10 protein-coding genes are annotated in these 15469 nt (G+C 53.1%); 2 read left to right on the top strand and 8 right to left on the bottom strand.

Annotated features, from left to right (window positions below; genetic code table 11):
• Positions 1-11 precede the first annotated feature (11 nt).
• The 6 genes from ispG to yfhM all read right to left on the bottom strand — a co-directional run bounded on the left by ispG (position 12) and on the right by yfhM (position 11613).
• The gene (gene ispG / locus C1P89_RS01095) at positions 12-1130 is read right to left on the bottom strand and encodes a flavodoxin-dependent (E)-4-hydroxy-3-methylbut-2-enyl-diphosphate synthase (RefSeq protein ID WP_000551818.1); all 1119 of its coding nucleotides are present in this window, start codon (positions 1128-1130) and stop codon (positions 12-14) included.
• 26 nt (positions 1131-1156) lie between these two features.
• Positions 1157-2170 carry a cytoskeleton protein RodZ gene (rodZ, locus tag C1P89_RS01090; protein ID WP_001090857.1) on the bottom strand — a complete coding sequence of 338 codons (1014 nt, stop codon included), beginning with the start codon at positions 2168-2170 and terminating at the stop codon, positions 1157-1159.
• A gap of 284 nt (positions 2171-2454) precedes the next feature.
• Complete coding sequence (locus C1P89_RS01085) at positions 2455-3609, bottom strand: bifunctional tRNA (adenosine(37)-C2)-methyltransferase TrmG/ribosomal RNA large subunit methyltransferase RlmN (protein WP_000003317.1); 1155 nt, start codon at positions 3607-3609, stop codon at positions 2455-2457.
• A 149-nt stretch (positions 3610-3758) separates the two neighbouring features.
• A complete protein-coding gene (gene ndk, locus C1P89_RS01080; RefSeq protein WP_000963837.1) occupies positions 3759-4190 on the bottom strand; it encodes a nucleoside-diphosphate kinase in 432 nt (143 codons plus the stop codon).
• A gap of 148 nt (positions 4191-4338) precedes the next feature.
• Positions 4339-6651, bottom strand: coding sequence for a peptidoglycan glycosyltransferase PbpC (gene pbpC, locus C1P89_RS01075; protein WP_001137664.1), 2313 nt, complete (start codon positions 6649-6651; stop codon positions 4339-4341).
• Positions 6652-11613: an alpha2-macroglobulin gene (gene yfhM / locus C1P89_RS01070; protein ID WP_000736276.1), complete on the bottom strand. Its 4962-nt coding sequence runs from the start codon at positions 11611-11613 to the stop codon at positions 6652-6654. It abuts the gene before it with no gap.
• A 206-nt stretch (positions 11614-11819) separates the two neighbouring features.
• On the opposite strand from yfhM, the gene sseA reads away from it, so the two are divergent.
• Together sseA and timP are read left to right on the top strand one after the other, a co-directional pair.
• The gene (gene sseA / locus C1P89_RS01065; protein ID WP_000108626.1) at positions 11820-12665 is read left to right on the top strand and encodes a 3-mercaptopyruvate sulfurtransferase; all 846 of its coding nucleotides are present in this window, start codon (positions 11820-11822) and stop codon (positions 12663-12665) included.
• A 335-nt stretch (positions 12666-13000) separates the two neighbouring features.
• Positions 13001-13126 (top strand): small toxic inner membrane protein TimP, encoded by a 126-nt coding sequence (timP, locus tag C1P89_RS25720; protein WP_001385884.1) that lies wholly within the window; start codon positions 13001-13003, stop codon positions 13124-13126.
• Positions 13127-13157: 31 nt separating this feature from the next.
• Here timP and sseB read toward each other — a convergent pair whose 3' ends face one another.
• Together sseB and pepB are read right to left on the bottom strand one after the other, a co-directional pair.
• On the bottom strand, positions 13158-13934 hold the full coding sequence (sseB, locus tag C1P89_RS01060; RefSeq protein ID WP_001299505.1) for an enhanced serine sensitivity protein SseB: 777 nt from the start codon (positions 13932-13934) through the stop codon (positions 13158-13160).
• Positions 13935-14075: 141 nt separating this feature from the next.
• Entirely contained in the window at positions 14076-15359 is a 1284-nt protein-coding gene (gene pepB / locus C1P89_RS01055; protein ID WP_000133582.1) for an aminopeptidase PepB, read from the bottom strand.
• Between the last annotated feature and the right edge of the window lie 110 nt (positions 15360-15469).

Raw genomic sequence — 15469 nt, 5'->3', positions numbered from 1 at the left:
CCATCACGTTATTATTTTTCAACCTGCTGAACGTCAATTCGACGCGCTTCGTCCAGCTGACTGGCTTTCGCACGAATGCGTGCTTCCAGCTGGTCGATCATATCGTTGTTGTCCAGACGGTCTTTGCGCACGCCATCTTCATAGAGGCCGCTTTTCTTGTTGCCGCCGGTGACGCCGAGTGTAGAAACCAGCGCCTCACCTGGGCCATTCACCACGCAGCCGATAATCGAAACGTCCATCGGAGTGATGATATCTTCCAGGCGTTGCTCCAGCGCGTTAACCGTACCGATAACATCAAATTCCTGACGCGAACAGGTCGGGCAGGCGATGAAGTTAATCCCTCGCGAACGGATACGCAGCGATTTCAAAATATCGAAACCGACTTTGATCTCTTCGACCGGATCGGCCGCCAGCGATACGCGCAGCGTGTCGCCGATGCCTTCCGACAGCAGCAGACCTAAACCAATGGCGGATTTTACTGCCCCGCTGCGTGCACCACCGGCTTCGGTGATCCCCAGATGCAGCGGCTGATCGATCTGTTTTGCCAGCAAACGATAAGACTCAACAGCGAGGAAGACGTCAGACGCTTTCACGCTGACTTTGAACTGATCGAAGTTCAGGCGATCGAGATGATCAACATGACGCATGGCGGATTCCAGCAACGCCTGCGGCGTCGGTTCGCCATACTTTTCTTGCAGATCTTTTTCCAGCGATCCGGCGTTAACGCCAATACGGATCGGAATGTTTTTATCGCGCGCACAGTCAACCACCATGCGAATACGCTCTTCATTACCGATATTGCCAGGGTTAATACGCAGACAATCGACGCCGTATTCCGCTACTTTCAGCGCAATGCGATAGTCGAAGTGGATGTCAGCCACCAGCGGCACGTTAACCCGCTGTTTGATGAGTTTGAACGCTTCTGCCGCGTCCATCGTCGGTACGGAGACACGGACGATATCAGCGCCAACGCGTTCCAGCGCCTTGATTTGATTGACCGTTGCTTCGACATCTGTCGTACGCGTATTGGTCATGGACTGTACGGCGATGGGAGCACCATCGCCAATCGGCACATTCCCAACGTAAATACGTGTTGATTTTCTACGTTGAATTGGAGCCTGGTTATGCATGAAAAATCTCCCGCGTTACCCGTCTGTTACTGCGCCGGTGATTGTTCGGCATTGAGGGTCAGACGCGCAACCTGGTTAGTTCTGATAAAACGACTCAGATCGACAGGTTTCCCTTGATACTGGATCTGTACTGCGGCTGGCGCACCAATTTTCAGTTTATACGGTGCCTGGCCGGTTAAATTCAAATTACCGTCTTTACGCTGCATCCCGCTAAACAATTTTTTACCGGTAGCATCAGTGACCTCCAGCCAGCAATCGGCAGTAAAGTTCATCACCAGCGCATTCGGATCAGCCGCCGGCGTGGTCACGCCAGCCTGATCGGTTGGCAACGGCGCAGCACCATCTGGCGTTGTTGCTGCCGTTGGTACCGGGGTCGCGGCGGTATCAACATTTGCCTGCGAAGGCGAAACAACCGCATTCTGTTGCGGATCAACAGCTGGTGCTGGCGCAGTTACGGCAGGTGTTTGCGTGTTGGTTGCGGTAGTATCCACAGACGCTGGCGGCGTGGACGTTGTAGCCGGGTCTGTAGTTGTCGACGTATTTAACGGGACACTCTGCCCCTGCTCGCTATTACTGCTCAGTTCTGCCGAAGATTGATCGGCCATAGTGGTGATCTCTTCCTGCTGAGCTTTGTGGTCTTGCCACCACCAGGCACCGCTCAGGCCGATAACCACAAACAACACCAGCCAGGTGAAGGTCATCAGCCAGCCATCACGTTTTTTGCGGCGTTTACCGAGGGAAAAACTCTGCATTGGCGCAACTTTTGCAGCCCGTAGTGGAGCCTGCTTTTCCAGCCCTGGCAGCAGTTCTTCTTCTGGAATATGTACCAGACGCGCATAAGAGCGGATATATCCGCGCAGGAATGTTGAAGCAAGATCGGCGGGTGCCTTATCTTCTTCAATGTCGCGTACCGTGGAAACCTTCAGGCAAAGTCGCTCGGCAACGGCCTGCTGACTAAGTCCTAGTTGTTCGCGAGCATTACGCAGGCGAGCGCCGGTAGTAAGTGCTTCATTTTGGTCGTGCGTGGCTTCAGTATTCATTCGCTGCAGGTACGTTTAAATGAGAATTGAGATGCCGGTGAACCATCATGCTCACCCACACCGCGAAACATCCGTTAAGTTAACCGTTATCATACAGTATAAGACCGTCTGTGTGCTCGTGACAAAGCCCACATTCACTAAGGCTAACTTACTGTTGCATCGTTACATACTGCCTTAAAGTCAGCAAAAACGCACCGTTAATATTGACCAGACAATTGCAACTTAATACTTCATTCATAAAACATTACGCCACGGTACATAAAGTAACCGTGGCGTAATGGCTATCAGACCGCTTTAATGTCGATGGCTTCACCCTGCATCCGTTTACGCAGGGTACGTTTCGTACGGTCGATAACATCGCCCGCCAACTGACCACAGGCAGCATCAATATCATCACCACGAGTTTTACGCACAATAGTGGTGAAACCGTAGCTCATCAGCACTTTTGAGAAACGGTCGATACGGCTGTTCGAGCTGCGTCCATACGGCGCACCCGGGAACGGGTTCCACGGGATCAGGTTGATCTTACACGGCGTATCTTTCAGCAGTTCCGCCAGTTGGTGCGCGTGTTCAGTGCCGTCGTTAACGTGGTCAAGCATCACGTATTCAATAGTGACTCGGCCCTGATTGGCGTTGGATTTCTCCAGATAACGGCGCACCGCAGCAAGGAACGTTTCGATATTGTACTTTTTGTTGATCGGCACAATTTCGTCACGAATTTCGTCGTTCGGCGCGTGCAGGGAAATTGCCAGTGCAACGTCGATCATATCGCCCAGTTTATCCAGCGCCGGAACTACACCGGAAGTAGAAAGCGTGACGCGACGTTTAGACAGGCCAAAACCGAAATCATCAAGCATGATTTCCATCGCCGGAACGACGTTGTTCAGGTTGAGCAGCGGCTCGCCCATGCCCATCATCACTACGTTAGTGATTGGCCGCTGACCGGTGACTTTTGCTGCGCCGACGATTTTCGCCGCCCGCCACACCTGGCCGATAATTTCCGACACCCGCAGGTTGCGGTTAAAGCCCTGCTGGGCGGTGGAACAGAATTTACACTCCAGCGCACACCCCACCTGCGAAGAGACGCAGAGCGTGGCACGGTCGTCTTCCGGGATATACACCGTTTCGACGCGCTGATCGCCAACGGCGATCGCCCATTTAATGGTGCCGTCGGATGAACGCTGTTCTTCAACCACTTCCGGTGCGCGGATCTCCGCCACCTCTTTCAGTTTGCCGCGCAACACTTTGTTGATGTCGGTCATCTCATCAAAGTTGTCGCAGCAATAGTGATACATCCACTTCATCACCTGATCGGCGCGGAAGGGTTTTTCACCTAAATCTTTAAAAAACTCCCGCATCTGCTGACGGTTGAGATCCAGCAGGTTGATTTTTCCATCTTTCGTGGTGACGTTTTCAGGTGTGACTAATTGTTCAGACATATGCTATTCCGGCCTCGTTATTACACGTTATGGCCCCTGGAGGGTTGAAAAAAGAAACGCCCCGGTGAGCGGCTGCTCGTCCGGGGGCGCTGCATTGTACAAATTCTGGCGCACGGATGCCACGTTTGCACGCGGCATTTACGAAATTATTAACGGGTGCGCGGGCACACTTCGCCTTCGCCGAAGAAATAAGCGATTTCGCGAGCGGCAGATTCGACGGAATCAGAACCGTGGGTACCGTTTTCGGTCAGGCTGTCAGCGTAATCAGCGCGCAGAGTACCGGCCAGTGCGTTTGCCGGATTGGTCGCGCCCAGCAGATCGCGGTGACGCTGAACGGCGTTTTCACCTTCCAGCACGGAAACCACGATCGGGCCAGAGGTCATGAATTCAACCAGACCATCAAAGAACGGTTTTCCATCGTGTTCAGCATAAAAGCCACGAGCCTGTTCAACGGTCAGGTGCAGCATTTTGGTGCCGACAATTTTGAACCCTGCAGCTTCAAAGCGCGCAAAGATATTACCAATGACGTTTTTTGCTACCGCGTTCGGTTTGATGATGGAAAAAGTACGTTCAATAGCCATTTTTACCTCTGTAAATTGTTCTGTTGTTGTCTGTACCAGCGTACGAGATGGCGCGGATTATAATGAGCAACAGGGCCGTTGACTATTGATGAAGGTAACATTTTTTTAAAATAAAATGAGTTTTAGCAACAATCAGGGACAAAACAGACTATTGCATGACAAATTTCACTGTCGCGATTTGCCCCACGTCATCCATCACCAGCAATTGATAATCACCTTTATCCGTCAAATGCAGGGTCACGTTGCGCCCGCGTTCAGTTAACGGTTCGCCATTCAGAAACCACCAGCGTTCACCTGCCCCTCCACTTGATTGCAACGGCAAAGTCGCTTCCGCTGCGCCCGGTAAACGTTTAATAATCGCGCCATCGCGAACGCCTGTCAGCTGCAGAGGGAGCTGGGCATCGTGACCGTATGGCGGGCAAATTGTCGAGGCCGGTGGTAAGCGCACAGCGCGACGTTCTGATGCGGGCAGCCAGGGTTCCAGCGGTAGCGGCCAGACATTTACCATTTCTTGCTTCGCCTGCGGGCAGTCAGCGGCGACGCGCTGCCCTTTGTCATCCAGCCAGATGGGGAAGCGAATGCCATTAATCCCTTCCTGCTCTGACAGTAACAGCGTTGGCGGCTGGCTGCCATCCAGCAGCCAGGTTGCCAGGCGGCGGCGACAGTTACCGTCACCTTCCGGCAAAGACTGTCCGCCCGGCCAGCAGATAACGCCACGAGTGACTGAGTTCGGGCGCGGGTCTTCCGGCAGATTCGCACTGCGCGACAGTAAGATATTATTGACCTGATTCAACAATGGTACGGCACTGGCAAAGCCAAACTGACCAACAACGGGCGTGCCGTCAGGTCTGCCAGTCCAGATCCCAATGACATAGCGAGCGTTAACCCCAATCGCCCAGGCGTCACGATAGCCATAGCTGGTGCCCGTTTTCCATGCCAGTGGGGCGACGCGCGGCAAGGCACTATCCGGCAAGGGTTGCGCTTCATCAGCCATAATCCGGCGAATGATCCACGCCGCCCCCGACGACATTAAAGGCCGTTCAAGCAGCGGATCGTCAGGCTGTAAGCGCAATTTGCCTGCCTTGCCGTGGCGAGCAAACGCGGTATACGCTGCCGCCATATCTTCCAGTTTTGCACCAGCGCCGCCGAGAATGAGTGAAAGATTCGGCGCAGCGCCGTTGGGCAAATATAACGGCAATCCAACATTGCGTAACTTTGCCGCAAACCGTTTCGGTCCATAGGCTTCCAGCACCTGCACAGCAGGTAAGTTCAGCGAGCGCACCAGCGCCTCGCTCATGCTGATCGGGCCATGAAAACCGCTATCAAAGTTACCTGGTCGATAATCACCGGTGCGCCGGGGGACGTCTTGCAGCAGTGATGCCGGGTGGATCAAGCCTTCATCCAGCGCCAGACCATAAACAAACGGTTTGAGCACCGATCCTGGCGATCGGATCGCATTGACCATATCAACATGACCAAAGCGTGAATCATCGTTGAGATCAACCGATCCCACCCAGCCGCGAACACGCATATCGGTATGATCAACCACGATCATCGCCAGTGAGCTGCGCGGTGGCAACCGCCCTTTCCAGTTTTGCGCCAGTTCTTCCAGACGTCGTTGAAGACCGGCATCCAGCGTAGTAACGATTTTGTCGCTTTTGCTTTTACCGAGCATCATGCGCGAAAACAGCGGTGCCAGTTGCGGCATTTGTCGGGGTGCCAGCCAGATGGGTTCTTCCCTTGACTCTTTTACCTGCTCACGGGACCACACACCTTGCGCAGCCATCCGTTCGAGCACTTTATTACGCGCGGCTTCGGCACGCTCCGGCCAACGATCCGGGCGAAGACGGCTGGGCGCTTGCGGCAAAACCGCCAGCATTGCCGCCTCGGAATAGCTTAAATTCGCAGGCGACTTTCCGAGATAAGCCCAACTTGCCGCACCGATCCCCTGCAACGTACCGCCAAACGGAGCGCGGTTAAGATACAAGGTCAGAATTTCACGCTTAGACAGATGCCATTCCAGTTGCAACGCGCGCCAGAGCTGGCGAATTTTGCCGCCAAATGTTTTGGGGTGAGGATCAAGCAGACGAGCAACCTGCATAGTGAGCGTGCTGCCACCGGAAATAACCCGTCCCGAAGTGAGATCTTGCCATGCTGCGCGCGCCACCGAGAATGGATTCACCCCCGGATGCTTCCAGAACCAGCGATCTTCATAATTGATCAGCGCTTCAAGGTAACGTGGAGAAACATCTTCGATTGTTACCGGATAACGCCAGATGCCGTCAGCATCGGCGAAGCGCCAGAGCGGCGTACCATCCTGCGCCACGACCACTCGTGCGGGATTGACTTCATGCAGCGGTAGAGGCCAGAGTTTATCTGCTCCCCACGCTGCAAGAAAAAGGAGAAATGGCGCAGCTGCCAGCGTTATCCAGCAGCCGCGTTTGGTTAACAAGCGAGGCATTTACGGTCGGACAATCAGCAGATCTTCAGCCGCGCCGGTCGCCCGCCATTGGGGAACATACATTGATTCCACCATCGGTTGCGGTACCTGATACGTTCCCGGCGTCACCGCCCGCGCCAGATACACCAGCGTTACCGGTTGGTATTCATCAACGGCAACCGCCGCCACAAAGCGATCGTCACGGAACTCAATGTGCTTAATACTCGCCTGCTGCATCTGGTTCAGTAAGTTCTGCACTTCGCCACCACTTTGCTCCAGGCTGGCGCTACCGTTCGCCAGATTCTGGTTTTCCAGTTCCAGACCCACAGGCAGCAGATCCACGACTAACGCATCCGGCACGCTGTTACTGGCTTTTACCTGCAACCACACCAGCACCAGATCGCCGCTACGTAACGAGTCCAGCGATTTGCTCTTACCATCAGTACCAAGAATATGACGCTCGATTTGCAGCACATTGTTCGCCGGTAAAGGTGCGGATTGCGGATAACCGCTGGCATCCATACGCAACCATAACGGCTGATCGCCACTGTTGCTCACCTGCAAGGTGACAAGTTGATCGCTATTCAGATTGCTGTTTTGCGCTTTCTCGCCTGTCAGCGGCTCAGCTGAGAAAGAGGTTTGCGCCTGCCATTTACCCGGTAAATCCTGAATCGTACGGGCAGCCAGGAACAACGCGTTACTTTCCTGCGTCGATAGCCAGCGTTCACCAAACGCCTGCTGCGAAAGTGTGTTCAGCAAAGTGTACTGCTCATCGGGTAGCAGTTTATTTTCTTCCAGCAAGGAGAGCATTAACGCGTTGTCGCGCAGTGGACTACCGTAATCACCCAGCCATATCCGCTCATCACTATTTCTCGGCGTTTTCAGCGCCAGCGCAATCGCTTCTTCACCACGCGTCGCATCACCCATGGTTTTCAGCGCAATGCCAAGTTGCAGCAGCGGTAAACCAGAAGCGGCATCTGCACGATGCTCCCAGATTTCACGCAGCGCACCCAGTGGTGCTTTTTGCTGACGGGCCAGCACCAGCGCAGCGTAAGACTGAACGGCGAATTTACTGGCTTTGAGATTATCCGCGTACGGGATCGACATCATGCCCGGATCTTGTAAATAGCGCAGCAGACGCTCATTACCCCGGTTAATGGCGTCTGTCGGCACGCTGTAACCCTGTTCGCCTGCGCGGACCAGGAAATCCATCACGTAAGCCGTCAGCCAGTACTCTTCGTCACCGTTTTTATCCCACAGCGCAAAGCCGCCGTTATCACGTTGCATTTGCAGCAAACGGGAAATGCCGATATCGACCGATGCACGGCGTTTCTCATCACTGTCGCCTTTGATGCCCAACGCCTGCAGTTGGGCTGCGTTGGTATAAAGTGACGGGAACAGGCCGCTGGCGGTTTGCTCAAGACAGCCGTACGGATACGCTTTTAACTCTTTGATATAACGTGCAATGTTCAGCGGTGGTTTGCCGCTCAACAACAATTGCCCTTCCAGCGTAACAGGCGAGAAGTTTTGCAATCCATCCGCCGGAATCGCCCATGTCTCACCAGGCTGTAACGCCGTACCGTAATTAACCGTTTGTGCCGGGAACGCCGGACGGACGCCGATTTTCCACTGCTTATGCTGATCGGCAACGGTTTCACCCGGTAACGCTAACCCGCTAATGGTGGCCTGAATTTCTCCATCGCCATAACCCGGCAATGCTCGCACCGGGATAAACAGCGTAGTACGCACACCTGGCGCTAATTCAACGGCTGCGGGTGAATCGCTGACCAGTTCAAGCAAACCACTGGCGGTCAGGGCAACGTTCAGTTTTTGCGGTTTATCGGTAAGATTAGTGATATCCAGCGTCAGACGCGAGGTATCGCCACTCGCCATAAAGCGCGGCATGTTCAGTTCAGCAATCACCGGTGCGGCAACTATCACTTTGCTTTCGTTGCTACCGAAATCATCTGCCGTCCAGGCTTGCGCCATGACGCGCAATTCACCGTTAAAATCGCCAATCGGCAGTGTAACCGAGCCTTCGCCCTGTTCGTTGAGCGTTACCGACAGCGCCTGCTGCGCGACAATATTGACGTGATTGACCGGCGGTTTACCACCACGTTTCAGCTCATCACCATCGCCACCGAAACGCAGAGCTGCCAGACGCCCCTGACCTTCAATAACCTGACCGTAAATATCGTAAATGTCTGCGCCATAGCGTTTCTGACCAAAGAACGCCTGCCACGGATCTGGCGTAACGTAGTCAGTAATATTCAGCACACCACTATCAACGGCAGACACCAGCACATTCACCTGTTTAGGCTTCTCGCCATTTTTAGTGCTGGCTTTAATTTTCACGGTTAATGGTTGATTGGGACGCATTTTTGCTGGTGTTTCCAGCGCCAGATCGAGGCGACGGTTTTCATCACCAAGCGGCAGATGCAACACACCAACCGCGCGTTTTGGCGTCGCGGAGCGAGATTTATCGCCAGGACGCACCACCAGCGTACTCAAATAAAGATCATGACGATTCCAGGTTTTATCGACCGGAATCGTCAGATCCAGCCCTTGAGCCGGAACATCAATCTCTTGCCACCACAGCGGCCCTTCACTGGACTCGACCATCGCATAACCTTTACCCGCCGTTGGCGCGGCAATATGCAACTTAATGGTATCGCCGGGGCGATAACTGGCTTTATCTAGTTTCAGCGTGACACGGTCGGGTCGCACTGCGCCGCTCCCGTCGCTGTTGTCCTGCCAGCTATAGCCAGCCCAAAAACGCACGCTACTGACCGCTTCATTCGGCGCTTTGACTTCCAGACGATAAGCGCCCCACTCTACCGGGAAACTGACCTTACCGGTTTCATCCGCCTGAAGATCCAGAGTTTGTTCATTTTCGATCAGATCTTTTTGATCAAACTGTGACTGCCAGCCTTCATCTTCTGACCAGTTCCAGTAGTAATCGCGGCGTTCGCGAATCAGGCGCACCTGCAAGCCCGACACGGCTTTTTTCACGCCTTGCGCATCGCTATAAACGATGTCAAAAGCGGCGTTACTGCCTTCATCAACAATGGGCTGTTTCACCGTGCTGTCAGTGCGATAATCGTAAACCGATTTCAAGGCGAACTGCGGACGGAGCCCCGGCAATGCATCGGCAGGCCAGATAGCCTGCTCAGCGCGGCGCGTCACCGGGCGACCGCCCGATTCCAGCAAACTGCCCTGGAAAATAACCTGCAATGGGGAATGCGTTTCCTTCCACTGGCTTTCTGTAGAAACTTCGCCGCGCCCTTTATCATCCAGCGTCAACTGAACTTCATCCAGCGTGCGGGAAAGGTTTTCGGCAGCTATATCGCCGAATTCAAAACCAGGTAAGGCTGACACAGCCTCACGCAGTGGGCGCAGGAAAAGTTGCCCTTGCAAAGTATTACCATTAGCAGGCGCACCGTACAGGTAGTATCCCACCACGGAGAATTTCACTTCATCATTCGGCGTAAGCGGGGTTTTCTCACCGGTCAGATTCAGCGCCATACGCTCTGGCATAAAATCTTCGACGTGGAAATCCCACATCCGGTACTGGTTATCGCCCGTGTTGGCGCGAATATGCCACATACCGGTTGCCGCATTGCTATCGAGTGGCCAGGTAAAGTGGTAGAGGCCATTCTCCGGCTGACTAACGACGTTCCTGAGTACCTGCCCGTCAGGTTTAATCACGTCTAACTTGATGGGTTGATCGGGCAATGCTTTACCGTCTGCATCGCGCAGTAAACCATTGAGGATTACCGTTTCACCTGGGCGATAAAGATCGCGTGGGCCAAACATGAAAAACTGTTTGCTATAGCCTGGCGCGCCAGCAATGTTAAATTCTGCTAAGTCCAGCGCCGGAAGTTTTAAATCGAGTAGCGTTGTCTGACCGTCTTTACGTGCCAGCAGTAATGCCGCATTTTTATCATTTTCCAGCTGCACATGCCCCTGAGCGTCACTGGTTGCCTGAGTCAGAGTCTGTCCTTTCTCATTTAATAAAGAGACTTCAATTCCTTGCTGGGCCGCGCCGTTTTCCAGACTTTGGGTAAAGATATCCAGACGATTGTGATAACGGTGAGCTGAAACGCCGATATCACTTAACGTAAACAGCGTCGCGGGATTACTGTAATCGTAACGTCCAGCCTGATTCATCACAGCCAGATACACGCCCGCCTGCTGAAGCGGTTTGATATCGCCCAGCGGCAGCAATAATTTTTCACGGGTGTTACGCGCAGGATTGAGATCAAACCGTCCGGTGTAGACCAGATCCGCCATCTGCAGCAGTTTGTCTGACTGCCAGTTCGCCAGCGAATTGCGGTATTCCCATTGGCTAATGAATGCTGGCAGAGATTCTGGCTTAACGCGGAAGAAGTTAACATCGACATTATTAACGTTGAGCGCCATTACCGGCAGCCCTTCAACGACTTTGCCAGGCAGCAGCGAACCACGGCTGGCAAAACCGACGCTGGGTTGGATGTCGCGGGTAGTTATAGTTTTTTCGTAATCTTTACTGAAGGTTGCGTTGTTGAGTGCTTTGACCTCCTTGCCAATAGTAACGATCAAATCACGTTTCGGTTCGAGGTGGCGTAAACGTAGCTCTTTAAGATTATCTGACAGCTCCCAGGCACCATCCACTTTGCCGCTTTTTTTATCGACGACATGAATAACGCGTGAGAAATCCTGATCCGGGTCGAGAGGGATGGAGAACGTCAGCACCAGCGTGGCTGCACCATCAAGTTGGACTTCAGAGAGATCCAGCAATGTCAGCACCTTACCGGCACTCTGTTGGGCCAGTTTTTGTCTCTCCGGCACGGAGAGTTTTGCTGAACTCGCGTTTTCTGAAGAGGCCGCTTTAGTAACTTCAGAAGGCGCATCTTTTTTCACCGCTGTTGGCGCGTTATCGTTGTTGTCGCACCCTGCCAGCGCCAGCATTAGCATGCAGGCGGCTACGCGTAACTTTTTCATTTTTCATCCCTGCCACAATGGCCCGTTAGCAACGTCGAATAATTATTATGCGTGAGAATTTACGTTATGTAATTCAGTATCACGCCCATACAATCCGAATTTTAGTGAGAATTGTGGCTCAGACAGCCAAATCAGCCTCTTTCGCTTGTCGCTTTTCACTAAACATCCGACAATTTAGCCTAACCCCGGCAAAAATGGAGATGCCTATGTCCACGACATGGTTTGTAGGAGCCGACTGGCTCGCCGAACATATTGATGACCCGGAAATTCAGATTATCGATGCCCGCATGGCGTCGCCTGGACAGGAAGATCGTAACGTTGCTCAGGAGTATCTGAATGGACATATTCCCGGCGCAGTGTTTTTTGATATCGAAGCGCTTTCTGATCACACTTCCCCGCTTCCGCACATGCTGCCGCGCCCGGAAACGTTCGCCGTGGCGATGCGTGAATTAGGCGTTAACCAGGATAAGCACCTGATTGTCTATGACGAAGGTAATCTTTTCTCAGCCCCACGAGCATGGTGGATGCTGCGCACCTTTGGTGTAGAGAAAGTGTCGATTCTGGGGGGTGGACTTGCAGGCTGGCAGCGCGATGATCTGCTGTTAGAAGAAGGTGCAGTAGAGCTGCCGGAAGGAGAGTTTAACGCCGCGTTTAATCCTGAAGCCGTGGTGAAAGTAACCGATGTATTATTGGCAAGCCATGAAAATACGGCGCAAATTATTGATGCCCGCCCGGCTGCACGTTTTAACGCAGAAGTTGATGAACCTCGCCCAGGTTTACGTCGCGGACATATTCCCGGAGCACTGAATGTTCCGTGGACGGAACTGGTGCGCGAAGGCGAACTAAAAACGACCGATGAACTGGATGCGATATTTTTTGGTCGCGGCGTCAGCTACGACAAACCAATTATCGTCAGCTGCGGCTCTGGTGTAACGGCAGCCGTGGTTTTGTTAGCACTCGCGACGCTGGATGTGCCAAACGTGAAACTGTACGACGGCGCATGGAGTGAATGGGGCGCGCGGGCAGATTTACCGGTTGAGCCAGTGAAATAAGTATTTTACAGGCAATAAAAAACCGCCGAATTTGGCGGTTTTTTATTGCTGGTCTGGTTCGCGGCCTTTCCAGCAGGTTGTATTACCGTAGTAATGCAAGCGCGTCTCAGCGGAGACAATACTCGCCAGTAACTCTCTTTTTGTCAAGCAAAAGAGAGTTATTATTGTTCTGTTAGTGTATTATCCACTGCGGCCCTTTCCGCCGTCTCGCAAGCGGGCGCTGGCTTAAGGAAAGGATGTTCCGCGACCGTTAGAGCAAGCGCGTCTCAGCGCTTGCTATCGCGGCAATATCGCCAGTGGTGCTGTCGTGATGCGGTCTTCGCATGGACCGCACAATGAAGATACGGTGCTTCTGTATCGTACTTATTGTTTCTGGTGCGCTGTTTTCCCAAGTAAATAATAACCGGAGTCTCTCCGGCGACAATTTACTGGTGGTTAACAACCTTCAGAGCAGCAAGTAAGCCCGAATGCCGCCCTTTAGGGCGGCATATTTTAGATTATCCGGTTTTGTTTAAAGTCACGCAAAAAACCACCCCAGCGACGTTCATAGAATGGCACAATATGTTCGGTAATAAAGTGGCTAATTCCTTTTTCCCCTTTTTTCACCTGACAAATATCGATTGGTTCATCGCCAGGTAATGTATCGGTCGCTACACTTCCCGTCGCCTGAATAATTTCTTCGATATCACCATCGGCTTCAATGCCAATAAGTAAATTAGGCTGTGCCTCTTCGTTCTCTTTAATTGAACAAATAAAAGCACGCTTCACCGGCTTAATGGTTTTAAATAAGGTGGTGAGTGAATCAATCATTTGTGCTGGCGGCTCTGCGACTTCCGATAATATCAGCGATTCACCGCCTTCCAGGATTTCCTGGCTGCTCAGCGGATTTCCCTCTTCACCAATCAACAAACTGATTTCACGCGGCATAAATTCTTTACCGGTCGGCAGTTTGGCATTAAGGAAGAGCGTTTCGCCAAGGGTCATCTCAAACAATGTGCGAACGGGCATTACGACAAATGCCTGTTCGTCTTCAACCGCCTGTTGAAGCGCTTCTAACGAGGTGAAAAAAGGAATGACGCTGGTGCCGTCTTCTTTTTCCCAGTGCTGTAAATCAAGCGCACTATCTTCAACCACAGCCTCGCCCTGCGCCGCCGTACCAGGCACCCAGACGGTGGATTCCAGTAGAGTACGGAAAAAGGCCGGGCGGTGCGCCGGTTCGGTTGCTGCTTTTTCCAGCAGGTCTTCAAGTTCGTTTTTTGTTTCGGACATAAGAACCACAATTCATTCAACGTTCGGGGCGCAAATGCCTGATGCGCTACGCTTATCAGGCCTACAAGGGATTCGCAATTTGTTGAATTTGCAGAATTTGTAGGCCGGATAAGGCGTTTACGCCGCATCCGGCATATTAGTTTACGCCGTTAACAGATTAGCTATCGTGCGCACACCAAGTCCCGTAGCGCCCGCAGACCACTGTTCAACCGGCGCTTTACGGTAAGTCGCCGAGCAGTCGATATGCAGCCAGCCTTGCTGATAGTTCTCAACAAAGTGCGACAGGAAGCCCGCCGCCGTGCTCGCGCCTGCCGGATACGCCGCGCTTCCGGTATTGTTCAGTTCGGCAAAGTTAGACGGCAGCTGGCTGCGGTGGAATTCCGCCAGCGGCAGACGCCAGAATGGTTCGTTCTCTTGTGAGGCACTCGCCAGCAAACGACCGGCAAGCGCATCGTCAAAACTGAACAGCGCGTGATAATCATTACCCAGCGCAGTTTTCGCCGCCCCGGTGAGGGTCGCCGCATCAATGATCATTTCCGGTTTCTGCGCACTGGCATCAATCAGACCATCGGCAAGCACCAGACGCCCTTCGGCATCAGTGTTCATCACTTCAACTTTTTTACCGTTGCGATAGGTGATGATATCGCCCAGCTTGAACGCATTGCCGCTAATCAGGTTATCCGCACAGCAGAGGAACAGCTTCACGCGCTTGTTCAGTCCGCGCGTAATGGCAAATGCCAGCGCCCCGGTAACCGTTGCCGCGCCGCCCATGTCCGACTTCATCGAGTCCATAAACGCAGTCTGTTTGATGCTGTAGCCGCCGGAGTCAAAAGTGATACCTTTACCTACCAGGCACGCGTACACTGGCGCTTCTTTATCGCCAGTTGGGTTGTAATCCAGCGCCAGCAATACCGGAGAACGTTCTGAACCGCGTCCGACGGTGTGCAGCCCCATATAACCTTGCTCACGCAGATCTTCGCCTTTGGTGATCCGATAAGTCACACGATCGCCCGCGACGTTGCTGATCAGATCAACAGCACGCTGTGCCAGTTGCGATGGTCCCAATTCTTCTGCCGGTGCGTTGATGGTGTCACGCACCCAGTCGATGATCATCAGGCGGTTATCCAGTTCCTGGCGCTGGGCATCGTCCAGATCCGGCCACTCCACTTTACGCGTGCCTTTCGGGGCTTTGTAACCTTGCCAGAATGCCCAGCAGCGATCCGCATCCCAGCCTTCACCGCTTAACTGAACATGCTTGATGCCCAGACCGTCAATCTTGCGCGCCGCACGCTGGATCAGCCCCAGATCGTCTGCCCCGTTCAAATGCAGGGTAATGCCGTCATTATTAATGCTGTAAGTTGCTTTTTCTCCCCAGCGCGCGTCGGCAGGTTGGGTAGAGAGGGTAATCTTCATCGCTTCTGTCATTTTAGTTATCCTTCTTTGTAAAAGGGCCGCCAGTTGGCAGCCCCAGGATTTTTCCGCTAAATGATTCGCGTTGCAGAAAGGCGGCAAGTGAGTGAAGCCCCAGGAGCATA

Source organism: Shigella sonnei, from assembly GCF_002950395.1.
Classification (GTDB): Bacteria; Pseudomonadota; Gammaproteobacteria; order Enterobacterales; family Enterobacteriaceae; genus ECMA0423.
The sequence above is the reverse complement of the archived record's forward strand: the minus strand, read 5'-3'. Positions and strand labels throughout refer to the sequence as shown.